The organism is Planomonospora parontospora (assembly GCA_014647935.1).
Classification (GTDB): domain Bacteria; phylum Actinomycetota; class Actinomycetes; order Streptosporangiales; family Streptosporangiaceae; genus Planomonospora; species Planomonospora parontospora.
This window is the reverse complement of the sequence record BMQD01000010.1, coordinates 116583-139785: the sequence shown is the minus strand read 5'-3', so window position 1 is coordinate 139785 and position 23203 is coordinate 116583. Positions and strand designations below refer to the sequence as shown.

At 74.2% G+C, this 23203-nt stretch carries 20 protein-coding genes; 8 read left to right on the top strand and 12 right to left on the bottom strand.

Annotation, left to right across the window (positions count from 1 at the left end; translation table 11 throughout):
* The first annotated feature begins 23 nt into the window (after positions 1 to 23).
* The 4 genes from rimO to IEZ07_RS17290 all read left to right on the top strand — a co-directional run bounded on the left by rimO (position 24) and on the right by IEZ07_RS17290 (position 3278).
* Complete coding sequence (rimO, locus tag IEZ07_RS17305; protein WP_191895690.1) at positions 24 to 1433, top strand: 30S ribosomal protein S12 methylthiotransferase RimO; 1410 nt, start codon at positions 24 to 26, stop codon at positions 1431 to 1433.
* 25 nt (positions 1434 to 1458) lie between these two features.
* Entirely contained in the window at positions 1459 to 2070 is a 612-nt protein-coding gene (pgsA, locus tag IEZ07_RS17300) for a CDP-diacylglycerol--glycerol-3-phosphate 3-phosphatidyltransferase (protein WP_191895689.1), read from the top strand.
* A gap of 131 nt (positions 2071 to 2201) precedes the next feature.
* On the top strand, positions 2202 to 2675 hold the full coding sequence (locus tag IEZ07_RS17295) for a CinA family protein (protein ID WP_191895688.1): 474 nt from the start codon (positions 2202 to 2204) through the stop codon (positions 2673 to 2675).
* A 207-nt stretch (positions 2676 to 2882) separates the two neighbouring features.
* The gene (locus IEZ07_RS17290) at positions 2883 to 3278 is read left to right on the top strand and encodes a helix-turn-helix domain-containing protein (RefSeq protein WP_068897105.1); all 396 of its coding nucleotides are present in this window, start codon (positions 2883 to 2885) and stop codon (positions 3276 to 3278) included.
* Positions 3279 to 3296: 18 nt separating this feature from the next.
* Here IEZ07_RS17290 and IEZ07_RS17285 read toward each other — a convergent pair whose 3' ends face one another.
* A complete protein-coding gene (locus tag IEZ07_RS17285) occupies positions 3297 to 4076 on the bottom strand; it encodes an Fpg/Nei family DNA glycosylase (RefSeq protein WP_191895687.1) in 780 nt (259 codons plus the stop codon).
* 123 nt (positions 4077 to 4199) lie between these two features.
* Positions 4200 to 4649 (bottom strand): RrF2 family transcriptional regulator, encoded by a 450-nt coding sequence (locus IEZ07_RS17280; protein WP_068896958.1) that lies wholly within the window; start codon positions 4647 to 4649, stop codon positions 4200 to 4202.
* Between the two features lie 202 nt (positions 4650 to 4851).
* Between IEZ07_RS17280 and IEZ07_RS17275 the strand changes: the two genes are divergently transcribed.
* Entirely contained in the window at positions 4852 to 6030 is a 1179-nt protein-coding gene (locus tag IEZ07_RS17275) for an ROK family transcriptional regulator (protein ID WP_191895686.1), read from the top strand.
* Between the two features lie 226 nt (positions 6031 to 6256).
* On the opposite strand, the gene IEZ07_RS17270 is transcribed toward IEZ07_RS17275, so the two are convergent.
* The 4 genes from IEZ07_RS17270 to IEZ07_RS17255 form a co-directional block, all read right to left on the bottom strand.
* The gene (locus tag IEZ07_RS17270) at positions 6257 to 7711 is read right to left on the bottom strand and encodes a glycoside hydrolase family 3 protein (RefSeq protein WP_191895685.1); all 1455 of its coding nucleotides are present in this window, start codon (positions 7709 to 7711) and stop codon (positions 6257 to 6259) included.
* Positions 7712 to 7831: 120 nt separating this feature from the next.
* Positions 7832 to 8743, bottom strand: a complete 912-nt coding sequence (locus IEZ07_RS17265) for a carbohydrate ABC transporter permease (RefSeq protein ID WP_239320066.1) — start codon at positions 8741 to 8743, stop codon at positions 7832 to 7834.
* On the bottom strand, positions 8743 to 9753 hold the full coding sequence (locus IEZ07_RS17260) for a carbohydrate ABC transporter permease (RefSeq protein WP_189236832.1): 1011 nt from the start codon (positions 9751 to 9753) through the stop codon (positions 8743 to 8745). The genes IEZ07_RS17265 and IEZ07_RS17260 overlap by 1 nt, the downstream gene beginning before the upstream one ends.
* Positions 9754 to 9755: 2 nt before the next feature.
* Positions 9756 to 11072, bottom strand: a complete 1317-nt coding sequence (locus IEZ07_RS17255; RefSeq protein WP_239320063.1) for an extracellular solute-binding protein — start codon at positions 11070 to 11072, stop codon at positions 9756 to 9758.
* A 232-nt stretch (positions 11073 to 11304) separates the two neighbouring features.
* On the opposite strand from IEZ07_RS17255, the gene IEZ07_RS17250 reads away from it, so the two are divergent.
* The gene (locus IEZ07_RS17250) at positions 11305 to 12501 is read left to right on the top strand and encodes an ROK family transcriptional regulator (RefSeq protein ID WP_191895683.1); all 1197 of its coding nucleotides are present in this window, start codon (positions 11305 to 11307) and stop codon (positions 12499 to 12501) included.
* 163 nt (positions 12502 to 12664) lie between these two features.
* On the opposite strand, the gene IEZ07_RS17245 is transcribed toward IEZ07_RS17250, so the two are convergent.
* Positions 12665 to 13972: an FAD-binding oxidoreductase gene (locus tag IEZ07_RS17245; RefSeq protein WP_191895682.1), complete on the bottom strand. Its 1308-nt coding sequence runs from the start codon at positions 13970 to 13972 to the stop codon at positions 12665 to 12667.
* A 284-nt stretch (positions 13973 to 14256) separates the two neighbouring features.
* Here IEZ07_RS17245 and IEZ07_RS17240 point away from each other — a divergent pair, with 284 nt between their 5' ends.
* Both IEZ07_RS17240 and IEZ07_RS17235 read left to right on the top strand, forming a co-directional pair.
* Positions 14257 to 15162, top strand: a complete 906-nt coding sequence (locus tag IEZ07_RS17240; RefSeq protein WP_191895681.1) for a LysR family transcriptional regulator — start codon at positions 14257 to 14259, stop codon at positions 15160 to 15162.
* 134 nt (positions 15163 to 15296) lie between these two features.
* Positions 15297 to 15941 carry a M15 family metallopeptidase gene (locus IEZ07_RS17235; RefSeq protein WP_191895680.1) on the top strand — a complete coding sequence of 215 codons (645 nt, stop codon included), beginning with the start codon at positions 15297 to 15299 and terminating at the stop codon, positions 15939 to 15941.
* 73 nt (positions 15942 to 16014) lie between these two features.
* On the opposite strand, the gene IEZ07_RS17230 is transcribed toward IEZ07_RS17235, so the two are convergent.
* The 5 genes from IEZ07_RS17230 to IEZ07_RS17210 are packed head-to-tail and all read right to left on the bottom strand — an operon-like array spanning position 16015 to position 23092.
* The gene (locus tag IEZ07_RS17230) at positions 16015 to 17853 is read right to left on the bottom strand and encodes a N,N-dimethylformamidase beta subunit family domain-containing protein (RefSeq protein WP_191895679.1); all 1839 of its coding nucleotides are present in this window, start codon (positions 17851 to 17853) and stop codon (positions 16015 to 16017) included.
* The gene (locus IEZ07_RS17225) at positions 17850 to 19277 is read right to left on the bottom strand and encodes a condensation domain-containing protein (RefSeq protein ID WP_191895678.1); all 1428 of its coding nucleotides are present in this window, start codon (positions 19275 to 19277) and stop codon (positions 17850 to 17852) included. Before IEZ07_RS17225 ends, IEZ07_RS17230 begins: the two co-directional genes overlap by 4 nt.
* Positions 19277 to 19669, bottom strand: coding sequence for an acyl carrier protein (locus IEZ07_RS35730; RefSeq protein WP_239320060.1), 393 nt, complete (start codon positions 19667 to 19669; stop codon positions 19277 to 19279). The genes IEZ07_RS17225 and IEZ07_RS35730 overlap by 1 nt, the downstream gene beginning before the upstream one ends.
* On the bottom strand, positions 19662 to 19844 hold the full coding sequence (locus IEZ07_RS17215) for an MbtH family protein (RefSeq protein ID WP_068896942.1): 183 nt from the start codon (positions 19842 to 19844) through the stop codon (positions 19662 to 19664). The genes IEZ07_RS35730 and IEZ07_RS17215 overlap by 8 nt, the downstream gene beginning before the upstream one ends.
* The gene (locus IEZ07_RS17210) at positions 19841 to 23092 is read right to left on the bottom strand and encodes a non-ribosomal peptide synthetase (RefSeq protein WP_191895677.1); all 3252 of its coding nucleotides are present in this window, start codon (positions 23090 to 23092) and stop codon (positions 19841 to 19843) included. The genes IEZ07_RS17215 and IEZ07_RS17210 overlap by 4 nt, the downstream gene beginning before the upstream one ends.
* Positions 23093 to 23203 lie beyond the last annotated feature (111 nt).

The following is a 23203-nucleotide window of genomic DNA, read 5'->3' as shown; positions in this document are numbered from 1 at the left end:
CTCCCGATACCGTAGTGTTCACCATGTCATCCCGCCGAACCGCATCGCTGATCACACTGGGCTGCGCGCGCAACGAGGTCGACTCCGAGGAGCTCGCCGCGCGTCTTGAGGCTGCCGGCTGGCAGCTGGGCGACGACGACCCCGATGTCATCGTCGTCAACACCTGTGGCTTCATCGACTCAGCGAAAAAGGACTCCATCGACACGCTGCTCGCCGCGGCCGACTCCGGGGCCAAGGTGGTCGCTGCGGGCTGCATGGCCGAGCGGTACGGCGACCAGCTCGCCGACGCCCTGCCCGAAGCGGCCGCCGTCATCTCCTTCGACGACTACACCGAGATCGGCACGCGCCTGGACGACGTGCTGGCGGGCCGGCCGCTCGTCCCGCACAGCCCGCGCGACCGCAGGACGCTGCTGCCCATCTCGCCGGTCGAGCGGGCCGCCGCCCCCAAGACCGGCATCCCGGGCCACGGCGAGCTGCCCGACGGCCTGGCCCCGGCCAGCGGTCCGCGGCCGCTGCGCAGGCGCCTGGGCGACGGGCCGGTGGCCTCGCTGAAGCTCGCCTCCGGCTGCGACCGGCGCTGCACGTTCTGCGCCATCCCGGCCTTCCGCGGCTCCTACGTCTCGCGCGCTCCCGAGGAGCTCCTCGGCGAGGCCGCCTGGCTGGCCGAGCAGGGGGTCAAGGAGCTCGTGCTGGTCAGCGAGAACTCCACCTCCTACGGCAAGGACCTCGGAGACCTGCGGGCGCTGGAGAAGCTGCTGCCGCTGATCGCCGCGGTCGAGGGCATCGAGCGGGTCCGGGTCAGCTACCTGCAGCCCGCCGAGCTCCGCCCCGGCCTGCTGGAGGCGATCGCCGGGACCGACGGCGTCGCGCCGTACTTCGACCTGTCCTTCCAGCACGCGTCCGGTCCCGTGCTGCGCCGGATGCGGCGCTTCGGGGACCCCCGGCGGTTCCTGGACCTGCTGGAGGCCGTCCGGGCCGCCGCGCCCGAGGCGGGCGTGCGCTCCAACTTCATCGTGGGCTTCCCCGGCGAGACCGAGGAGGAGTTCGGCGAGCTGGTCGACTTCCTGCAGGAGGCCAGGCTCGACGTGATCGGCGTCTTCGGCTATTCCGACGAGGAGGGCACCGAGGCGGCGGACCTGCCCGGGAAACTGGACCAGGAGACCGTCGACGCCCGCGTGGCCGCCCTCACCGAGCTGGCCGAGGAGCTCATGGCCCAGCGGGCCGAGGAGCGGATCGGCACCGAGGTGGACGTCCTCATCGAGGAGGACCTCGGTGACGGCGGCTACGAGGGCCGGGCCGCGCACCAGGGCCCCGAGGTCGACGGCTGCGTCACGGTCCAGGGCATCGGCCTGGTCCCGGGGCAGATCGTCCGGGCCGTCGTGGTCGACTCCGAGGGGGTCGACCTGATCGCCCGCATCAAGGCCGCCCCGTGAGCGCGCCGCCGGGCCGGGAGAGCGTATGACCAACACGCCAGAGACCGGTACCGAAGCGACGTCGGCACCCGTGGGCCCCAGGAAGGTGAGCCTGTGGAACATCGCCAACGTCGTGACGGTGCTACGACTGGCGATGGTGCCGTTATTCGTGGTCTGCCTCTTCCTGAACGGCACCGGCTGGAGGATCACCGCGCTGGCGGTGTTCCTGGTGGCCTCGCTCACCGACCTGCTCGACGGCGAGCTGGCCCGCCGCTACGGGCTGGTCACCGACTTCGGGAAGATCGCCGACCCCATCGCCGACAAGGCGCTGACCGGGGCCGCGCTGGTCAGCCTCTCGATCCTGGGCGAGCTGCCCTGGTGGGTCACCGCGGTGATCCTGGGGCGGGAGGCCGGTGTCACCCTGCTGCGCTTCGCGGTCCTGCGGCACGGCGTCATCCCCGCCAGCTACGGCGGCAAGGTGAAGACGGCCCTGCAGATGCTCGCCATCACCTGCTACATCCTGCCGGGCGTGCCGGGGGCGGCCCGCTGGGCGGTCATGGGCGCGGCGGTCGTGGTGACCGTCGGGACAGGCCTGGACTACGTGATCAGGGCGGTCAAGCTCCGGCAGGTGGCCAAGCGGGCGAGGGCCTCCTCGTGACGGCCCCGGCGAGGCCTCCGGGGGCGGCTCCCGCGCGGTCCGCGGGAAAGTCTCCCGAGGCGTCCACGGCGTCCCCCGCGGCGCCGGAGCCGGCACTCTCCGCAGCAGCGGCGCCCGCGCCCGCGGCCCGGGTGATCGCACTGCTCGCCGGCCGGGGGGAGACGGTCGCGGTGGCCGAGTCCCTGACGGCGGGCCTGATCGGCGCCGCCCTGACGACTCCGCCCGGCGCCTCCGCCGCCTTCACCGGCGGGGTCCTGTCCTACGCCACCGAGCTCAAGCGGCGCCTGCTGGGCGTCCCCTCCGACCTGCTGGAACGCGAGGGGGCCGTGCATCCCGGGGTCGCGGCCGCCATGGCCGCCGGGGTGCGCGAGCTCACCGGTGCCACCTACGGGCTGGCCGCCACCGGCGTGGCCGGCCCCGACCCGCAGGACGGAAAGCCGGTCGGCACCGTCCACCTGGCTGTTAGCGGCCCCGCTGGGCGGGTATGGCACCGGGACCTGCACCTGAACGGGACGCGTGAGGAGATCCGGCGATGCACCGCGAACGAGGCCGTGGACCTGCTCAGGGCGGCGCTGGAGCCGAGCCCGGAGGAACATTCCGGGTGATTACCGTGTTACGTCCCCAGCGAACATGCTCACCGCGGTCTGCCGCGATGTCGGCCGATACGGGTACGGTGGAGCTGTGACTGAGGGCAGCGTCAAGCGATGACGACGGCGAGGCGAATGTACGAAGGGTCGCGTTCGAAGAACGAGCGGCACGAACCGATCGCGCGGAGCGTCGTGAAGACGTCCGCGCCGGGGAGGGAGCGACAGATGGTCCTGCTGCGTCAGCTGCTCGGTGACGTGCTGCGGCGGCTGCGGGTGCGGCAGGGTCGCACCTTGCGTGAGGTCTCCACACTGGCTCGGGTCTCCCTCGGCTATCTGTCCGAGGTGGAGCGCGGTCAGAAGGAGGCCTCCTCCGAGCTGCTCGCGTCGATCTGCGGCGCCCTCGGCGTGCCGCTCTCCCAGGTGCTCCGCGAGGTCTCCGACCAGTTCGCGCTGGCCGAGCTCCAGCACGCCCCGGTGCTCGCCGACGTTCCCGAGCGGGAGCGCCTGCCGATCCCCGAGACCGTGCCGGCCTCTCTGCCGGAGGACGCGTTCGAAGGCTTCCGGGCGGTCGTCCCGCCCATCGAGCACACTCCCGACGTGAAGGACATGGTCGCCGCCTAGGCGCGGCCGCCGGCCGGTTCAGTCCGGCTGGCAGCGCCGGCACCAGTAGATCAGCCGTTCCTGGGGCTGCGCCCCCATCTCTCCCCGGCTGATCCGGTTCCCGCAGCGCAGGCATGCCCGGCCCGCCCTGCCGTAGACCCACATGCCCCGTCCCGGACGGAGATCCCCGGTGGTCACCCGGTCCGCCCGGTCCCTGTTCGCGTCCATCAGCCTCTGCGCGATCTCCACGATCCCCGGCACGTCGCCGAGCGCACCCACCGGCTGCCACGGTGAGACCCCGGCGAGGAACAGCGTCTCCGCCCGGTAGATGGTGCCGATCCCGGCCAGGTTCCGCTGGTCGAGGAGGGCCTCGCCGATGCTCCGGTCAGGCTGCTCCGCCAGCCGCCGCGCCGCCTCCTGCGGATCCCAGCCGGGTCCGAGCGGGTCCGGGCCGAGGTGCCCGACGACCCGGTGCTCGGTCTCGGTCCTCAGCAGGTCCACCACGCCGAGCCGCACTCCCACGGCCTGCCAGTCGGCGTTGGCCAGCACCAGGCGGACCCGGTCTCCCGGAGGCGTCCGGCGACCGGCGGGGGAGACGAGCCACTCGCCGTCCATCCGCAGGTGGGTGTGGACGGTCAGGCCGCCCTCGACACGGGTGAGCAGGTGCTTGCCCCGGGCGGCGGTCTCCAGCACGGTCCTGCCGGTGAGGTCGGCCGTGGCGTGCCGGGGCACGCGGAAGTCGGAACGGGTCAGGACCCGGCCGTCGAGGGCCCGGCCGAGCCGCCCCGCGGCCCGGTGGACGACGTCGCCTTCGGGCATGGGCCCAGCGTATCCGCGCGGCGGGCGGCGGCGGAGACGGGAAGGCGCGTGACGCCATCCGGCCCCGTGGAGGCGTGCGGCCCGGCCCCGTACCGCGCCGCGCCGGTCTCGCGCGGGGTCGGGTCAGTCCCAGGCGGCGGGGTCGGCGGCGAGCTTGCGGACCCGCTCGGGGAGGGCGCCCGTGGCCACGCTCTCCAGCGTGACCTCCTCCAGGATGGCCCGCTCGCTGGCCCGCAGCGCGATCCAGACCTGCTGCAGCGACTCGGCGGGCCCGCGGTAGTCGACGTGCTCGGGGCGCTCGCCCCGCACGTTGGCCAGCGGGCCGTCCACCGCGCGGATCACGTCGGCGAGGGTGATCTCGGTGGCCGGGCGGGCCAGCACGTAGCCGCCCTCCGGGCCGCGCTGGCCCCGGACGAGCCCGGCCCGGCGCATCTGGAGGAGGATGTTCTCCAGATACTTGGGCGGCATTTCCTGCTCCTTGGCGAGCTCGCCCACGGTGGTTGGCCCCTCACCGGCGGCGGCGAGTTCGGCGGCGGCACGCAGGGCATAGTCGACACGAGCGGAAAGGCGCATGCGATCGATTATCCCGCCTGCGGAGGACCACTCATGCGTGAGGTCCCACGGAGCGGGCGCCGGCTGTGCCGGGGAGCGCTCCCACCTGTCGCCCTCCGGGACCGGCCCGCACGCTAAACTCTCGGAAGTCTCATTGACAACCGAATCCCCGTTCTCGCCGGCCGGAACAGCGACGGGAAACGCCGAAACAGAGAGCATGCGTATGGAGCGACGTCCTGGCGTGCCCAGGCTGCTGAGGGAGATCAACGACCGGGCCGCCCTGGAACTGCTGCTCACCTCCGGTCCGCTGACGCGCGGGCAGATCGGGGAGCTCACCGGGCTCTCCAAGGTGACGGCGTCGCAGACGCTCGCCCGCCTGGAGGAGCGCGGGCTGGTCGAGGTGGCCGGGGAGCAGGCCGGCGGGCGGGGGCCGAACGCGACGCTCTACGGGATCGTGCCCTCCTCCGCCTACGTCGCGGGCCTGGACGTCGGGCCGGAGTCCGTCACCACCGCCGTCGCCGACATCCGGGGCCGGATCGTCGGCGAGGTGACGGTGGCCCTCGAGGGGCGCGACGACCCGGTGGCGCTCGTGCACGAGGCGGTGGTCAAGGCGTGCCGCTCGGCGAAGGTGGCGCTCTCCCGGCTGCGGGCGGTGGTGATCGGCACCCCGGGTGTCGTCGATCCGCGCACCGGTGACGTGCGCTTCTCCTTCGACCTGCCCGACTGGCACGAGGGCGTCCACGAGGCGCTCGCCCGCGACCTGCGCCGCGAGGTGAAGATAGAGAACGACGTGAACCTCGTGGCCGTCGCCGAGCGCACCCTGGGCGCCGCCCGGGGCGTCGACGACTTCGTGCTGCTCTGGGTGGGCCGCGGCATCGGCCTGGGCGTCGTGCTCAACGGGCGGCTGCACCGGGGCCGTTCCGGCAGCGCGGGCGAGATCGGTTACCTGCCGGTGCCGGGCGTGCCGCTGGCCGCCGACGTGCGGGCGGTGCCCGGACGGCTGCCGTCGCTCGCGGGGGGCCTGCAGTCGCTGGTGAGCGCCGAGACGGTGGTCGGGCTGGCCGCCTCGTACGGCTTCGCCGGGCGGAGCGCGGCCGAGTGCGTGGCGGCGGCGGTCGGGGCGGGCGAGCGCGGGACGGCCCTGCTGGACGACATCGCCGGGCGGCTGGCGCTGGGCGTGGCGTCGGTGTGCGTCGTGCTGGATCCCGGCCTGGTGGTGATCGCGGGCGAGGTCGGCCAGGCCGGAGGGGACGCGCTCACCACGCGGATCGAGGAGGCGGTGGCCCGGATCTGCCCGGTCCGGCCGCAGGTGGCGGCCAGCGAGGTGGAGGGGAACCCGGTCCTGCGCGGGGCAGTGCTGGAGGCCCTGGAACAGGCCCGGGAGGAGATCTTCAGCGCCTGACGGAAGGATGCCGGGGCGGGAGACCCTGCCGGTGGTGGGAGGCCCTGCCGTGACGGAGCGCTGCCGGTGGCGGGAGACTCGGCCGGAGGCCGGCGGCAAGGCCGTTGGAAGAACGTGCGGCCCGCGTCCCGGGGGTCCGCCGGGGCGCGGGCCGCACGCGTGCGCGGCGGGACCGTGCGGGCAGGCCGGGGCCGGGCACGGCGGGGTGGAGCGGGTCCGGGCGAGGTCAGACCCCGAGCAGTTCGGCCGCGGCCTGCGCGTTGGCCCGGGCGGCCCCGTAGGTGGCCAGGTAGGTGACGCCCTCGGGCCGCCAGATCGGCAGGCCCATCTCCACCATGGTGGCGTCGGGGCGGGCGGCGAGCAGGGCGGAGACCACCGACCGGCTGGTCTCGTAGCGGTGCGCGTCCTTGACGACGACGATCAACGAGCGGTGGGCGGCGCTCTCCAGGAGGGCGGGGACGTCCGCGCTCTCCGGCTTCACCCGCACGACCTCGGCCTGCGACAGCCAGGGGTGGAAGCCCCAGGGCACCTCGCCGACCGCGATGGTGGGCGGGGTGTCGACCTCGACCACCAGCGGGTCGACCAGTTCCGGGGCGGGGCCGGTCAGCCTGACCGCGCGCCGGGCGGCGGTCAGGCCGATGGTGCTCTGCCCGGCCGCGGCCCGGCGGGGTTCACCGGACCAGGAGCGCAGGCGGGCCACCCGCTCGGCCGCCTCCTCCAGGCGGGCGACCGGCAGCCGCCCGTCCCCGGTCGCGGCGACGATCTCAGAGATGATCTTCTGGATGTCGGGCTCGGTGGGGATGGGGCCGAGGCAGAGCAGGTCGGAGCCGGCCGCCAGGGAGAGCACCGCGCCGCCGGCCAGGCCGTAGGCGTCGGTGATGGCCTTCATGTCGAGGGCGTCGGAGATCACCACACCGTCGTAGCCGAGCTCGCCGCGGAGCAGGCCGGTCAGCGCGGCCGGGGAGATCGTCGAGGGCAGCCCGCCGGTGAGCGCGGGGACCTGGACGTGCGCGGTCATGATGGACTTCGTCCCGGCCTCGATGGCGGCGCGGAAGGGGACCAGCTCGCGCTCGTGCAGCAGCTCCAGGGAGGCGTCGACGAGCGGGATCTCCAGGTGGGAGTCCTGGCGGGTGGCTCCGTGGCCGGGGAAGTGCTTGACGCAGGCGGCCACGCCCGCCGACTGCAGGCCGTGCACCGCGGCGACGGTGTGCCGGGCGACGAGCGCGGCGTCCGAACCGAACGAGCGGGTGCCGATCACCGGGTTGTCGTCGGCGGTGTTGACGTCGGCGTCCGGGGCCATGTCCAGGGTGACGCCGCAGCGGGCCAGGTCGTCGCCGATGGCGCGGTAGACGTCGCAGGTCAGCTCGACGTCGTCCACGGCCCCCAGGGCGGCGTTGCCGGGGTAGGGGCTGCCCACGTGGTAGGCGAGCCGGGTGACGTCGCCGCCCTCCTCGTCCAGGGAGACGACGGGGTCGCCGGCCGCGCGCAGGCGCTCGCTCAGCGCGCACAGCTGTTCGTGGTCGGCGACGTTGAAGCCGAAGAGGGTCACGCCGCCGAGGCCGTTCTCCAGCTCCCGGAGCACCCACTCCGGAGCGGTGGTCCCCTGGAAGGCGACGAGCAGGGTGCCTGCCGCGAGGCGGTACAGCCCCTGGTCTCTGGGACCCGCGATGAAGTCGGACATGGCGGTGGAAGACTCCTTGCCTGAGGTGGGGAGGTCACGTGGGGGCCGGTACGGCGCGGGCCCTGTCGTCGGGCGCGGGCCGTACCGGCGCTCTGCTGGGTGCGGGGCTGGGCGCGGAGATCAGCCCTTGACGGCGCCCGCGACGAGGCCGGAGACCATCCGCCGCTGCACCAGGAGGAAGAAGACGACGACCGGGATGGTCATCATCGTGGAACCGGCCATGATCGCTCCCCAGTCGGTGCCGCGCTGCCCGAAGAAGAACTGCAGGGCGACGGGCATGGTGTAGCCGGAGGAGTCCGACATGAGGATGAGGGCGAAGATCAGCTCGTTCCAGGCGGTGATGAACGAGAAGATGCTCGTCGCCACCAGGCCGGGGGCCACCAGCGGGAACAGGACCTTCCAGAAGGTCGTGAACCGGCTCGCGCCGTCGATCCAGGCGGCCTCCTCCAGGGACTTGGGCACCGCCGCGACGAACGTGCGCAGCATCCAGATGCCGAACGGGAGGGTCAGGCCGACGTTGATCACGATCAGGCCGAGCAGCTGGTCGTAGAGGCCGAGCCGCTTGACGTTGAGGAAGAGCGGGATGAGCAGCGCCTCGGCCGGGATCATCTGGACGATGAGCAGCAGGACCAGGAACGAGGTGCGGCCCCGGAAGCGGAACCGGGAGATGGCGGTGGCCGCCAGCAGGGCCAGGACGGCTCCGATCAGCACGGTGCCCAGGGCCACGATCGCGCTGTTGCGCATGTAGACCCAGATGGAGTTCCCGGCCACGCCCTCGGTGAGGATCCGCTCCACGTGGTCGAAGGTGATCTCCGTGGGGATCGGGATGAAGTCCGTGGTGAAGATCTGGTCGTTCGTCTTGAGGGCGGTGGACACCATCCAGTACACGGGGAACACCGCGAACAGGAAGACCAGCACGCCGGCGGCGTTGAGGCCCGCCCGGCCGAGCTGCCTGCGCCGCTTGAGCCTCCTGGCCTGCCCGGTCCGCCCGTCGAGCGGGGCGGGCGGGGCGGGCGTCTTCAGCGCGGTCATCACATCTCCTCCGTCTTGACGATCTGCCGGACGTAGAGGGACGTGACGACGAGCAGGAGCAGGGTCAGCACGACGGCGATGGCCGCGCCGGTGCCCATCTTCGGCGGGCTGCGGAACGCCTCGGCGAAGGAGAACATCGACAGGTTGAAGGCCTCGCGGTTGGTCGGTCCGTTCATGAGCACGTAGAGCTGGCTGAAGACCTTGAAGTTCCAGATGATCGACAGGATCGTCAGCACCGCGAAGACGGGCTTGAGCAGCGGGAACGTGATCTTCCTGAAGGTCCGCCAGGCGCTGGAGCCGTCCACCCGGGCCGCCTCGTACAGCTCGGCGGGGATGCCCTTGAGGCCGGCCAGCACCGAGACGGCGATGAACGGGAAGGACGCCCAGACGACGGTGATGATCAGCACCAGGTAGGTGGAGAGCGCGTCGTTCAGCCAGGGCTCCCCGGTCCAGTCGGCCCGGCCGAACAGCAGCCGGGAGAACCAGTCGGGCAGCAGGTTGAGCCCCCAGTTGATCATTCCGGCGTCGGCGTCGAAGAGCCAGCGCCAGATGACGCCCTGCGCGACCGGCGGCACCGCCCAGGCGGACATGATGCCGACGACCACGAACGTGGACATCCGCTTGCTGAGCCGGTTGAGCAGGGTGCCCACCGCGGTGCCCAGGATCAGGGTGAGGCTCACCGTGACGACGGCGAACCCGACGGTGTTGCGGAGCGAGGACCAGAAGATCTCGTTGTCGAAGATCTGGGTGTAGTTGTCCCAGCCCACCCACTCGGCGGGCACGCCGCGGATCTGGCGCAGCCCCACCTTCTGGAAGGACATGACGACCATCTGGAACAGCGGGTAGAGCAGCAGCGCGGCGATGACCAGCAGGCCGGGGACGAGCAGGACGTACGGCACGACCCAGGCGGGCAGCCCGCTCGCCTTGGCCGGGCGCTGGGAACTCTGGCGGCGCCGCCCCGGGGCGGGGGAGGCTCCCCCGCCCCGGGCGATCGTAGACGTGTTCGTCATGGTTACTGCTGGTTCAGAATCGCTTCGAGCTCGCCGTTGGCCTTGGCGAGGGCCTCGTCGATGCCGGCCTTGCCCTCGATGACGGACCGGGCGGCGTTCTGCAGCACGGCCTTGGTCTCACCGGCCTCGGTCCAGTTGGGGTCGGCGGGCAGGGCCTTGGCCTTGGCGAAGGCCTCGGCGAACGGGGCCTGGGCCGGGTCCTCGCTCAGCTTGGCCAGCGCGTCGGGGTAGACCGGCAGCAGGCCGCCCTCTGTGGCGTACCTGGTGGCCCACTCCTTGTTGGTGGCCAGCTTCACGAACTCGGTCGCGAGCTCCTTGTTCTTGGCGTCGTTCCAGACGGCGATGTCGTTGCCGCCGAAGAAGGACGGGGTGGCGCCGCCGGCCTTGGCGGGCAGCGCGAAGAACCCGAGCTTGTCGCCCTTGAGCTTGCCCTTGCTGTCCTCCTCGATCCCGGGGAGGTCCCAGCCGGCGGTCAGGTACATGCCGACCTTGTCGTTGGCGAAGCGCCGGCGGATGTCGACCGTGTTCTGGGTCAGGCGGGACTTGCCGGACAGGCCCTCGGTGACCAGGCCGGTGTAGGTGGTGAAGCCGTTCTTGAAGGCCGGTTCGGTCAGCTTGCCGACCCACTTGTCGCCCTCCTTGAGGGCATACTCGCCACCCTCGGACCAGGCGAGCGCCGCCAGCAGGTGGTTGGCGTCGGAGCCGCCGTTGAAGGCGAAGCCGTCGACGTCCTTGCCCTTCTCCGCCTGGATCTTCTTGGCGGCGGCGACGACCTCGTCCCAGGTCTTCGGGATCTCGATGCCCAGGTCGGCGAACCAGTCCTTGCGGTAGAGCACCGCGCGGGAGCCGGCGCCCCACGGCACGGCGTAGATCTCGTTGTCGATGGTCTCCAGGCCGAACAGGTTCTTCGGGATCTGCGCCTGGTCGCCGGTGCCGACGATCGGGGTGATCGGGTGCAGGGCGTCCTGGCTCTGCCAGAGCGGCACCTGGTCGTTGCCGATCTCGGTGACGTCCGGGCCCGCGCCGCCCGCGGCGGCCGCGGTGAACTTGTCGTTCACCTGGGGCCAAGGGATCCACTCCACCTTGACCTTGGCGCCGGTCTGCTGCTCGAAGGCGGCGACCAGCGCGTCGGTGTACTTCTGAGCGGCCGGGTTGCTGTCTCCGAGGCGCCACATGGTGAGCGTCTCGCCGGCGAACTTGGGACCCGCGGCGGAGGCCCCGGCCGTCGGGTCGGCGCTCTTGGCGGGCTCGCTGGAGCTACACGCGGCAAGGCCCAGGGCCAGGGCGGCGGTGGTGGCCGTCGTAACGGCGATCTTCATGATCTTCACTTGGGGGTTCTCCCTTCCCGGCTTCGCGTCGGGGTCGCGCTTCGGGCGGCGGCGCGGTCCCCATGCCGTGCCGTACCTGGTCGAAGACGCCCTCCATACGGTCGGCGCTCTGGCATCCCGAGGCGTTCTCCTGCACTTGCCTGCGGGCTGACTGCGGCTAAACTAACAAGAAACTTTCTTAAAAGAAACGATCGTTAGCGGATCGTGACGGGGGAGGCAGACCGTGCCCAGACGTCCGGGGACACCCCGGTTGCTGCGCCAGCTCAACGACCGGGCGGCACTCGAACTCCTGCTGTCCGGCGGTCCGCTCACCCGTGCCGAGCTGGGGGAGCGGACCGGCCTGTCCAAGGTGACCGCGGGCCAGCTGCTCTCCCGGCTCCAGGAGCGGGAGCTGGTCTCGGTGGTCGGCGAGCAGGCCGGGGGACGCGGCCCCAATGCCGCACTGTACGGCGTGGTGCCCTCGTGTGCCTACGTGGCCGGCCTGGACGTGCTGCCCGACCGGATCAGCGCGGGGATCGCCGACATCACCGGTGAGCTCGTCGCCGAGGTGACCGTGGACCTCCCCGGGGAGCCCGGCGGGGAGCAGGACCCGGTCCGGCTGGTGCGCGGCGCCGTCCGCAGGGCCTGCGCGGCGGCGGGCATCACCCGCTCCCGGCTGCGCTCCTTCGTGATCGGCACCAGGGGCGTCGTCGACCCGCGCAGCGGTGACGTGAGCTTCTCCCTCGACCTGCCGTCCTGGCACGGCGGCGTGCTCACCGAGCTTCGCCGGGGGCTGGGCATCCCGGTGGCGATCGAGAACGACGTGAACCTGGCCGCCCTGGCCGAGCGCGAGTGCGGCGCGGCCTTCGGGGTGGACGACTTCGTCCTGGTCTGGGCCGGGGTCGGGCAGGGCCTCGGCGTCATGCTCGGCGGGCGGCTGCACCGCGGCTTCACCGGGGGCGCCGGTGAGATCGGCTGGCTCCCGGTCCCCGGCGAGCCGCTCCCGACCGACGTGAGCGAGCCCCAGTCGGGCTCCTTCCAGCGCCTGGTCGGCGGGGACGCCATCACCGGCCTGGCGGGCGCGTACGGCCTCGACGGCGGCGGGGACGGCGGGGACGGCGGGAACTCGGTCGGCGGGTACGTCCGCACGGCCGTCGCCGAGGGGGCGGAGGGCTTCCTCGACGAGCTGGCGGGCCGGCTCGCGGTGGGCGTGGCGGCGGTGGCGGTGGTTCTGGATCCCGGCCTGATCGTGCTGGGCGGCGACGTCGGCAGGGCGGGCGGGCCGGCCCTGGCCTCACGGGTGGAGGAGGCCGTGGGCCGGGTCTGCCCGACCCGGCCCAGCGTCGTGGTGACGGAGGTCGAGGGCAACCCGGTGCTCCGCGGTGCCCTGGTCTCCGCTCTCCACCAGGCCCGCGAGGAGGTGTTCTCCGACACCGTCTGAACCCGGCCTGCGGCCTGTCCGCCTCCGGACGCCTGCCAGGCGCCCGCCGGATGATCGGCGGGTGTCCGGCGGACGATCAACGGGCGCCCGGCGGGCGATCGACGGGTGTCGGGCAGGCGATCGAGTCGCAGGCCCTCCCGGCCGGGGCCGGGGAAGCCGCTGCTCAGCCGAGGACGGGGAAGTTGCTGCGGAAGGTGCCGTGCGGGTCGTGGCGGCGCTTGACGTCGCGCAGGCGGTCCAGCGCGGCCGGGGCGAAGGCGTCGGCCGCGGTCTCGCCGGGGCAGAGGAAGGTGAAGGGCTTGCGGCCGCTCACCGGGAGGGCGCCGGAGAGCTCTCGCTGCCGGGCGGTGACCGCCCCGGCCGTCGCCGGGTCGGCCGGCACGCCGAACAGGTAGAGCGCGTACGGTTCGGTCAGCGGGCCGTGCGGGCTGTCGGACGGGCGGGCGAACGCGCCGCCCAGGTGGCGCAGTTGCACGCTCATCAACGGGGCGATGGGACCGGCCAGCAGCGTCTTGGCCGCCGCGTCGTCCAGGCCGGTGAGCAGTTCGCCGCGGGAGGAGCCCGCACCGGGGTCGGTGGGCTCGGCGGTGATGGTGCCGAGTTCGGCGACGGTCATCGTCCGCCTGCCGTCGGCGAGCGGGCGGGGGAGGCGGTCCAGCGGGCTCAGCAGGGCGCGGGCCTCGGCGGCCGCGCCGAGGTGGGCGGCGTCCACCGCGATCATCGGGTCGGAGCCGGGGAAGTGCAGCAGGTCCAGCCAGAGGGTCAGCTCGTCGGGGGCGGTGGCGGTGATCTGCCGGTACGCCTCCAGCACGGCCTCGCCGTGCTCGATCCGCCACAGGATCCGCCCGCCGTACAGGTCCGGCGCGCGGTGCAGGGAGAGCTCCGCGGCGGTGACGAGCGCGAAGTCGCCGCCGCCGCCCCGCATCGCCCAGAACAGGTCGGGATCGGCGCCGGCGGTGACGCGCCGCTCCCGTCCCTCGGCGTCCACGATGTCGAACGCGGTGACGCTGTCGGCGACCCAGCCGTGGGCGCGGCCGAACCAGCTCAGCCCGCCGCCGAGGGCGACGCCGGTGACGCTGACGACCGGCGAGCTGCCGGGCAGGCCGGTCAGTCCGTACGGCGCGGCGGCCGCCTGGAGGCGGCCCGAGGACAGCCCCGCGCCGACGCGGGCGCGCCGGGCCTCCGGGTCGATCTCCAGGGAGTCCAGCCGGCGGGTGCGCAGCAGGATCGCGCCGTCCAGGTCTCCGGTGGCGCCATGGCCGTTGGGCTGGGCCGAGACGGTCAGGCCGCGCGCACGGGCGAAGCGGACCAGCGCCGCGACGTCGGCGGCGTCGGCGGCCTCGACCACGGCGGGGACGGACTGCTCGACGGCCAGGTTCCAGGGGCGCCGGGCCTGGTCGAAGCCGTCGTCCCCGGGCAGCAGGACCCGTCCGCGGACCTGGGTGCGCAGGTCGCTCAGCTTGTCGATCATTTCTCTCCGATCCGGGTGGTGGGTTCGGGACGGCGGGCAGGTGCGGGCCTGGGCCGAACCGGTACAGCGTGTCCAGGAGCTCGGCGCGGTCCCGCGGCTCCCGGACGACCGCGTCCGCCTCGGCGGCCGGAGCGGCCGGGGCGTACTCGCCGGTGACGTGCGTCGCCGCTTCCGTTCGGGTCGCAGGGGGTCCGAGCGGTTCCACCATCCTCCGGGGCGACCGGCCGATCAATGGAGGCCTGTGCAAGGATCGTGAAGCCTGAATTAACGATCCGGAGGGGCGCATGCTGGAGCGGCACGAGGTGGAGGCGTTCCTCACCCTCGCCGAGGAACTGCACTTCGGCCGTACCGCCGACCGCCTGCACGTGTCCACCGCCCGGATCAGCCAGATCATCGCCAGGCTGGAACGCCGCATCGGGGTTCCGCTGTTCAACCGCACCAGCCGCCGGGTGGAGCTGACCGCGGTGGGACGGCGGCTGCACGAGGAGGTCCGCCCGGCCTGGGACCGGATCACCACCGCGTTCGAGCGCGCGGTCGAGACCGGCCGCGGCCTGACCGGGACCCTCCGGGTCGCCTTCGTCGGCGCGGCGGGCGGGCAGCTCCTGGCCGGGGCCGCGGAACTGTTCCGCCGGCGCCGCCCCGACTGCGACGTCCTGCTCCGCGAGGCGCAGATGGCCGATCTCATGCCCTGGCTGCGCGATGGGCGCGTCGACCTCGCGCTCGGCACCTTCCCCATCGACGAACCGGACATCGCCACCGGACCGGTCCTGGTCTCCGAGCCCCGCATGCTCGCCGTGCCCGCCCGGCACCCCTTCGCCCGCCGCGCGTCGGTCTCCCTCGAAGACCTGGCCGCGGTGAAGCTGCTCCAGCTGCCGGACACCCTGCCCGGCTCGCTGCGCGCGGACCGCACCCCGCGCACCACCCCCGGGGGGCGGCCGATCGAGCCCGGTCCGTCGGCCTCGACGTTCACCGAGATGCTCACCCTCATCGGCGCCGGCCACGGCGTCTTCCCGGTCGGCGCCCACGCCAGGCGCTACTACGCCCGCCCCGACGTCGCCTACGTCCCCATCGGCGACGCCCCGCCGCTGCGCTGGGGGCTGCTGTGGCGGGCCGACGGCGCCACCGCCCGCGTCCGCGCCTTCGCCCAGGCCGCGCAGGACCTGGTCGACGGGACCGCGGCCGCGACCTGACCGGTGGCCGCGGGGCCGCCGGACGGTCTGTCGACGGCGCACCGGTCGAAGATCGGGAAAGGGCGGCCGGGCGGCCTCCCGGCGGCGGCGCACGGGTCGAAGATCGAGAAGGAGTGGATGGGAGAATCGCGGCTATGCGCGACATCGTTCTGATCTCCGACTCCCGCGTCGCCGCGATCCCGGTCGAGGAGATCGGCGAGCCGCTGGTTGACGTGCGAGGGCGGCTGCTGGTCGACGGGCGGCCCGTCGATCCGGACGGGGCCTTCGCCCACCTCCGGCGGGGGCTGCTGCTCCGGCTGGAGGAGGCGCAGGCGCAGCTGCCCGCGGGCCACCGCCTGCTGGTGGTGGAGGGGTACCGGCCGATCGCGGCGCAGCGACGGATCTTCGAGGACTACTCGGCATTCCTTGAGATGAAATTTCCGGATATGTCGCCTGGGTGGATCCGATCCGCGGCGAGCCGCTACGTCTCACCGGTGGAGGTCGCCCCGCACACCGCGGGCGCGGCGGTGGACCTGACCCTGTGCACCGAGGACGGCGTCGAGCTCGACCTGGGCACACCGCTCAACGCCACCCCGGAGCAGAGCGACGGGGCGTGCTACACCGAGGCCCCCGGCCTGTCCGCCGAGGCCCGCCACCACCGCAAGCTGCTCGGCGCCGCGCTGGAGTCGGCGGGTCTGGTCAACTACCCCACCGAGTGGTGGCACTGGTCCTACGGCGACCGCTACTGGGCGATGGCGACCGGCGCCCGCGCCGCCCTCTACGGCCCCCGGCCGCTCTGAGCCGCCGGGCCCGCACCGGGACCCGCGCGGCCGCTCCTCTCCCGCGCGGATCAGCCCGGCCGGGGAGCCCGGTTCAGCCGGGGAGCGCGGCGCGCCAGCGCAGGGGGAGGTCGGGGGCGGCGGCGACCAGCCGGCCGGCGTGCGCCGCCAGCGCGGTGGCCCCGCCGGAATCGCACAGGTCGGTCCACTCGGCGGGGGCCGCGAACGGCAGGCGGGTGCGGATCCGGCCGTCCGCGCAGGCGGCGTAGAGGCGGCCGTTCATGCCGGTGAGGGCGACGACGCCGGGTGCGGGGCCGACGGGCCGCCAGGAGCCGCCGTCGGCGGGACCCGAGTGCCACAGGAGCTCCGCGGCGGCCGTGAACAGGCCGCCGTTCACCATGGCCAGGCCGACCGCGCCGGCGGGCGCCCCGCCGAGCGCGGTCCACGAGCCGTCGGGCTCGCGCCGGACGAGGCGGTCGCCCGAGGCCAGGCCGTACAGGGCGATGGGATGGGCGGCGGTCGCCTCGCGGGGGACGGCCAGGGCGGTCACCCCGGGCGCGGGGCCGGCCTCGCGCCAGCGGAGGTTCTGGCCGCAGACGTCCCGGGTGAGCAGCGAGCCGTCCGGCGCGACGCCGTACAGCGCCGGGCCGGCGCCGTACACCGGCGAGCCGGCGGCGGTCAGCGCGCGCAGCGAGCGGGCCGGGCCGATCGCCTCCCAGCCGCCCGCCGGCCCCGACAGCCGGTCCAGCACGTTGCGGGTGATGCGCTCCACGACGGGATCGTGCAGGGTGTTGCCCCAGTTCACGGTGGCGGCGGTGAACACCGTGCCCGCGCCCAGGCGCAGGGCGCCCATGGTGGCCATGCCACCCTGGCCGTACCGGGCCCAGTGGCGCAGGTCCGCGGTGGCCAGGACGACGAAGGAGGGCGGTGTGCCGTCCCGGCCGGTCGCCAGCGGCACCCCGTCGACCTCGGTGAAGTCGCACGCGTCGGTCTCGTAGCCGATCGCGCCCTGGCCGAACTTGTCGCCCTCGCCCAGGCCCGTCCCCTCGAACGCCCAGTGCTCGGGGAACCGGACGGTGTAGGACTCGTCGTGCATCCGCTGCATGTACGGCCCCCAGGTCCCGGCGCCGCGCCGGAAGCTGACGCCGATCAGGGCGTTCTCCGGCCGGCCGACCGGGTCGGCGGACCACTCGACCGTGGTCAGGGCGGGGTCCGTCGCGGCCACCGGGTCGGTCACGGCGTCGCGGTGGCAGACCATGGTCCGCCCGCCGTCCTCCAGCCGGAACTGCCACCAGCAGGTGTTGCCGGAGAACACCGCGAGGTTGCCGCCGCGCCGGACGAACTCCTCGACGCTGTCGCGCATGCCCGCCGACCAGTACTCGTCGTGGCCGCTGACCACCAGCAGGCGGTAGCCGGACAGCAGGTCGCCGCCGTCGTGCAGGTCGAGCGCCGAGCAGTAGTCCACGTCGTACCCGGCGGGCCCGAGCCAGCGGATCATGCCCTCCTCCCAGCGCTCGGGCGGCGGGCCGCCGCCCGGCCGGTCGAAGGAGACGCGCGCGGCGCGGGCCGGCTCCTCGGCCCAGTAGAGCGACTCGCCGGGGATCCCGGCCCGGTTGTAGGCCTGCCAGGTCGGGAACGGGATCGACAGCAGGATCGGTGAGCGCGGCCGGGCGGCCCGGACCGCGAAGTACACCTCGGACTCGCCCTCCCCGGTGGTGAAGACGGCCCGGTAGAGCGAGCTCGCCCAGCCGGCCGGCACCTCGAGGGTCCAGTGCGGGCCGTCGAACGCCCCGTCGAGCACGTTCCGGCCGGAGGCGGTGTCCTCGACGGACACCGAACCGCGCAGCGGCGCCCGCGAGGTGTGGGACAGGTGGAAGCGGAGCCGCTCGCCCTGGGCGCGGGAGGTGGACTCGGCGTAGGCGCAGATCGTCATCCGACGGGCTCCAGGACGTCGCGGAAGGCCGCCTCCACCAGCAGCGACTCCAGGCCGAGCAGGTAGCGCTCCATCGCCGGGCGGGGCAGGAAGCGGGTGTCGGCGGTGAGCGAGACGCCCAGCCCGCCGGGCTCGTCGGTCACGTGCAGGCAGAACCGGCAGTTGAGCCGCTCCTGGCGCAGCGGCCAGGACAGCGCCGTGTCGGCGAGCGCCCGCCGTACCTCCGCCTCGCCGGGGGAGGCGTCCGGCCGGTCGGCGAAGCGCAGGTCGTTGAAGCAGCAGTAGGGGTGGACCGGCGTGCCGCGCTCCCGGCTCGCCTCGGCCGTCAGGCGGTCGCGGTCGCGCGGGTCGTGGTAGGCCGAGCGGTAGGCGCGCAGCGCGGCGGGCCCGGCCGCCCTCAGCAGCTCGGTGAAGGGGCCCCGGTCCAGGTCGAGCACGAACAGTCCCTCCTGGGAGAGGGTGGTGACCGCGTTCACGGTGTCGCCGCGGAAGCGGTTGCCCACGATCGGCAGCATCGCGCAGACGCCGTGCCCGGTCACCGCGCCGACCATCGCGGACGCGGCGGCCAGCAGCACGGTCGAGGTGCTCGCGGAGTGCACGGCCGCGATCCGCCGGGCGGCCAGGTCCATCGCCCGGGAGACGATCTGCGCCCGCCAGATCGGCGGGTCGGCGGCGTCACCGGCCGGGCGGCCGAACATGGTCGGCGGGACGCGCCGGTACTCCTGCTCCCAGTGCCCGGCCGCGATCCCGGCGACCCGCCGCCCGGCCCCGGACTCCTGCCAGCGGGCCAGGTCCAGCGGCTGCGGCGGGGGAGGTCCGGGGACCGAGCCGCGGAGCAGCAGCAGCCGCAGGTCGCGCAGGACCACCTCGGCGCCGAGCCCGTCGGCGGCCAGGTGGCAGAAGACCAGCACGATGTGGGTCACCTCGCCGCCGTCGACGACGAGCCCGGCCCGGAGCGGCCACTCGGCGGCGTAGTCGAACGCGGTGGCCGCCAGCTCGTCGAGGAACCGGTCGGGGTCGCCGGCCGCCACCGCGACCGGGAGCACGCCCGCCGCCTCCAGCACCTGGTACGGCCCGGCCGCCCGGGACGGGTCACCGTGCTCTCCCGCCGGGTGCGGTCCGGCGGTCCGGTACGGTTCCGCGGATCCTCCGGCGGCGTGCGAGGGCGGCCCGGATCGGCCCGGCCCGGTCTCGTCCCCGCCCAGGCGGGTCCGCAGCGACTCGTGCCGGGCCACCAGCGCGCCGAGCGCTCCGGCCGCCCGCGCGGGGGTGAGCGGCCGGGCCCGCCCGGGGACCGCGAGCACCCGGCCGAAGTTGAAGTAGCGGTCGTCCGGGGCGGTCTTCACGATCGTGTCCCAGATGGCCCGCTGGCCCCAGGTGAGCGGAGCCGTCCCCGCCCGGCCCCCCGCGAACCGGATCTCCATCAGCGGATCCCGGCGAGGTGGCGCTCCAGCGCGTCCAGGTCGTCCAGCGCGCCGATCCCGGCGGAGGACAGGTCGAACTCGATGCCGAACTCGCTCTCCACCGCGTCGATGAGCCGCATCTGCGCCAGGGAGGTGAAGCCGAGCGCGGTCAGCGGCACCTCGGCGGCCAGCGCCTCCCCGGCGGTGATCGCGCCGTCGGAGGCCGAGGCCACCATCTCGGCCAGGCGCTCCCTGGTCACGCCGGTCACGCGCCGCGCCGTCGTGCGGTCGTCCGCCACGGCGTCGTCCGTCGTGCCGTCACCGGTCACGCGCCGCGCCGTCGTGCCGTCACCGGTCACGGCGTCGTGGGCCGTGCGGCCGTCGTCCACCGTCCGGGTCGTCTCCTCAGGCACCGCCGGCTCCTCTCACGCTGAGCGGTCGCAGGTCCGTCCAGACCCGCTCGATGTGGGCCAGGCACTCCTCCCGGTCACCGGAGAAGCCCTCCGCACGCCAGCCGTCCGGCAGCTCCCGGCCGGACGGCCAGATCGAATACTGTTCCTCGTGGTTGACCACGACGAGATGACTCATGCCTGGTTCCCCGCTTCCATGAGGCGTCGCGCCTCCTCTTCCGGCAGTGCGGCCAGCTCGGCGACCAGCAGCTCCTCCACCTCGGCGGCGAGCCCGTCCACCGTGCTCCGCGCGAACAGCGTGCGGATCGGCACGTCCACCTCGGCGAGCGCGCGGATCCTGGAGACGACCCGGGCGGCGCTCAGCGAGTGGCCGCCCAGGGCGAAGAAGTCGTCGAAGGCGCCGATCCCGGTGACGCCCAGGACCTCGGCGAAGACCTCGGCCACCAGCTCCTCGGCGTCGCCGCGCGGGGCGACGTGCTCGCGGACCGGGGCGGGCGGCTCGGGCAGCGCGGAGCGGTCGACCTTCCCATTGGGCGTCAGCGGGAGCGCGTCCACCACCGTGAGCACGCCGGGCACCATGTAGCCGGGCAGTTCCCGGGCCAGGCGCTCCCGGAGGAGGTCCGGCAGGTCCCGGTACGGGTCCGCGGCGTCCGCGGCGTCCGAGGTCTCCGCGGCGTGCCCGGTCGCCCCGGTGCCCGCGGCGGCTCCGGCTCCGGGGGCTGAGATGGTCCCGGCGTGCCCGGCGTGCCCGGCGGCTCGGGCGGTCCCGGCACCGGCGCCGGCGCCGCCCCCGTCTCCGGTGCCCGGCACCGGGACCACGTACGCGACCAGGAGGTCGCCGCGGACGGCCACGACGGACTGCCGGACCCCCGGGCAGGAGTCCAGCACGGCCTCGATCTCGCCCGGCTCGATCCGGTGGCCGCGCAACTTGACCTGGTGGTCGGTGCGCCCGAGGAACTCCAGGGTCCCGTCGCGGAGCAGCCGGACCCGGTCGCCCGTCCGGTAGCGGCGGGAGCCGCCCGGGCCGGGGACGAACCGCTCGGCGGTCAGCGCGGGGCGGCCCAGGTAGCCGGTCGCCACCCCGGCGCCGCCGATGAGCAGCTCGCCCGGGGACCCGATCGGGACCGTCTCGCCGGCCGCGTCCACGACGTGGACCGTGGTGTTGGCGATCGGCCGGCCGATCACGATCCCGCCGGGGTCGGCGGGCACCTCCCAGGCTGTGGACCAGACCGTCGTCTCCGTCGGGCCGTACACGTTGACCAGGCGCTCCACGCGCGGGCGCAGCTCGCGGGCGAGCCGGGGCGGCAGCGGCTCGCCGCCGGTGAGCGCCGTCACCCGGGGCAGGTCGCCGGTCAGCAGCACCCGCCAGCCCGACGGCGTCGCCTGCACGTGGGTGACCCCGGTCTCGCGGACCAGCCGGGCGGCCTCCGCGCCGTCGACGGCGGTCCCGGCGTCCGCGACCACCACCCGGCCGCCGGTGACCAGCGGCAGGTACAGCTCCAGGGCGGAGATGTCGAACGAGAGGGAGGTCAGCGCGAGCCACACGTCGCGCGGGGTGGAACCGACCAGGGAGCGCATCGCCAGCAGGAAGTTCACCAGCGCCCGGTGCGGGACCGCCACTCCCTTCGGCCGCCCGGTGGACCCCGAGGTGTACAGCACGTACGCGGTGTCGCCGGGGCGGGGCGGGTCGGCCGCCCCGGGGGCGGCCGGAGCGGGGGGCAGGTCGTCCAGGGAGGTCAGCACCAGGGCGGCGGCCGAGTCCTCGAGCACGTACGCGATGCGGGCCTCGGGATAGCCGGGGTCGACCGGCAGGTAGGCCGCGCCGCTCATCGCCGTGCCCAGCAGGGCGGGGAGCAGGTCCGGGCCGCGCTCCATCCGGATCGCGACCAGGGAGCCTCGGCCGACGCCCGCGGCGGCCAGCCGGGCGGCGACCCGCGCCGCCCGCGCGGTCAGCTCCGCGTAGGTCAGCGTCTGCGCGCCGCAGACGACCGCCACCGCGCCGGGGGTGGCCTCGGCCTGCGCCAGCACCAGGTCCGCCAGCGTCGCCTCGGGCAGCTCCGCGCCGGTCGCGTTCCAGGCGTCCAGCAGGCCCAGCTCCGCCTCCGGCAGCATGCGCAGCGCGCCCACCGGCAGGTCGGGCTCGGCGATGGCCGACGCGAGCAGCTCCTGGAAACGCTCGACGAGCATGACCACGGTCCCGCGGTCGAACAGCTCGGTGCTGTAGATGACGGTGCCGTCGAGGGCCCCGTCGGGGGTGGGGGCGATGTCCACCGACAGGTCGTGGCGCGCCGGGTGCCAGCCGTTCGGGAACGGGACCGCCGCCAGGCCGGGCAGCGGGTCGGCGTCCTCGCCGTGGGTGTGCAGGGCGAACATCGTCTGGAAGACCGGGGTGCGGCCGAGGTCGCGCGGCACGTCCAGCTCGCTCACCAGGCGCTCGAACGGCACGTCCTGGCGGGCGAGTGCGTCCAGCACCGAGCGCCGGGTGCGCCGGAGCAGCTCGGTGAAGGAGGGGCCGCCGGACAGGTCGCAGCGGACGGGCAGCGTGCTCGACAGGAAGCCGATCATGGGTTCCAGCTCGACGCGGTCGCGGCCGGCCGACGGGGTGCCCACGCAGAAGTCGTCCTGCCCGGTGTGCCGGGCCAGGAGCACCTGGTAGGCGGCGAACAGCACCATGTACGGCGTGCAGCGCGCCCGCCGGGCCAGCGCGGCGATCGCGGCGGCCCGCTCCGGGGCGATCCGGAAGCCGAGCGCGTCCCCCGCCCAGGAGCGCCGGGCCGGGCGCGGCCGGTCGGTGGGCAGGTCGAGCGGGGGGACCCCGGCCAGGCGGGCGGTCCACCAGCGCAGGTCGTCGTCCGTCCAGCGCCGTTCGCGGGCGTGCTCGCCGTACTGCAGGGGGAGGGCGGGCAGCGGTGCGGCGCCGCGGCTGCCGTAGTGGGCGGCGACCTCGGCGCGCAGCACGTTGAGCGACCAGCCGTCGCTGTTGATGTGGTGCACGACCACGCAGAGCACGTGGTCGTCCGGGCCCAGTTCGATCAGCGTGACCCGGAACGGCGGCGCGGCGGTCAGGTCGAAGGCGGTGTTGGTCAGCGAGGCCACCAGGTCGCGGGCCTCCTGCTCGTCCCGGGCGGCCAGGCGGTGGACCGCCACGGGCGCGGGCGGGTCGACGACCGCCACCGGCTCCCCGTCCACCTCGCGGAAGCGGGTGCGCAGGCTCTCGTGCCGGGCCGCGACCGCGGTGAACGCGGCGGCCAGAGCGCCCTTGTCAAGAAAACCTTTCAGACGGTAAACATAGGAGGTGTTGTAGCTCGGATCGCCGGGATCGAACCGGTGCAGGAACCAGAGCCGTTGCTGGCCGTGCGAGAGCGGACGCTCCGCGGCCGGTTCGGCGGAGAGGTCGCCGGGGGAGGCGGTCTCTGGCTGGGGCACGGGGGGCTCCTTCGGCGAAGTCGGGCTCGCGTCCGCCCGGGTGCGTGGAGGAGCGGGAACGCTGACGCCCGCTCTGCGGCTGTTTGCCCAGTTCTCCTGGGTTACCGGCGG

What these genes read in the sequence shown, in the direction of transcription:
- rimO (WP_191895690.1), top strand. Translation starts at nt 24, where the DNA reads ATGTCATCCCGCCGAACCGCATCGCTGATCACACTGGGCTGCGCGCGC.
- pgsA (WP_191895689.1), top strand. Translation starts at nt 1,459, where the DNA reads ATGACCAACACGCCAGAGACCGGTACCGAAGCGACGTCGGCACCCGTG.
- IEZ07_RS17290 (WP_068897105.1), top strand. Translation starts at nt 2,883, where the DNA reads ATGGTCCTGCTGCGTCAGCTGCTCGGTGACGTGCTGCGGCGGCTGCGG.
- IEZ07_RS17285 (WP_191895687.1), bottom strand. Translation starts at nt 4,076, where the DNA reads ATGCCCGAAGGCGACGTCGTCCACCGGGCCGCGGGGCGGCTCGGCCGG.
- IEZ07_RS17280 (WP_068896958.1), bottom strand. Translation starts at nt 4,649, where the DNA reads ATGCGCCTTTCCGCTCGTGTCGACTATGCCCTGCGTGCCGCCGCCGAA.
- IEZ07_RS17275 (WP_191895686.1), top strand. Translation starts at nt 4,852, where the DNA reads ATGGAGCGACGTCCTGGCGTGCCCAGGCTGCTGAGGGAGATCAACGAC.
- IEZ07_RS17270 (WP_191895685.1), bottom strand. Translation starts at nt 7,711, where the DNA reads ATGTCCGACTTCATCGCGGGTCCCAGAGACCAGGGGCTGTACCGCCTC.
- IEZ07_RS17265 (WP_239320066.1), bottom strand. Translation starts at nt 8,743, where the DNA reads ATGACCGCGCTGAAGACGCCCGCCCCGCCCGCCCCGCTCGACGGGCGG.
- IEZ07_RS17260 (WP_189236832.1), bottom strand. Translation starts at nt 9,753, where the DNA reads ATGACGAACACGTCTACGATCGCCCGGGGCGGGGGAGCCTCCCCCGCC.
- IEZ07_RS17255 (WP_239320063.1), bottom strand. Translation starts at nt 11,072, where the DNA reads ATGAAGATCGCCGTTACGACGGCCACCACCGCCGCCCTGGCCCTGGGC.
- IEZ07_RS17245 (WP_191895682.1), bottom strand. Translation starts at nt 13,972, where the DNA reads ATGATCGACAAGCTGAGCGACCTGCGCACCCAGGTCCGCGGACGGGTC.
- IEZ07_RS17240 (WP_191895681.1), top strand. Translation starts at nt 14,257, where the DNA reads ATGCTGGAGCGGCACGAGGTGGAGGCGTTCCTCACCCTCGCCGAGGAA.
- IEZ07_RS17235 (WP_191895680.1), top strand. Translation starts at nt 15,297, where the DNA reads ATGCGCGACATCGTTCTGATCTCCGACTCCCGCGTCGCCGCGATCCCG.
- IEZ07_RS17230 (WP_191895679.1), bottom strand. Translation starts at nt 17,853, where the DNA reads ATGACGATCTGCGCCTACGCCGAGTCCACCTCCCGCGCCCAGGGCGAG.
- IEZ07_RS17225 (WP_191895678.1), bottom strand. Translation starts at nt 19,277, where the DNA reads ATGGAGATCCGGTTCGCGGGGGGCCGGGCGGGGACGGCTCCGCTCACC.
- IEZ07_RS17215 (WP_068896942.1), bottom strand. Translation starts at nt 19,844, where the DNA reads ATGAGTCATCTCGTCGTGGTCAACCACGAGGAACAGTATTCGATCTGG.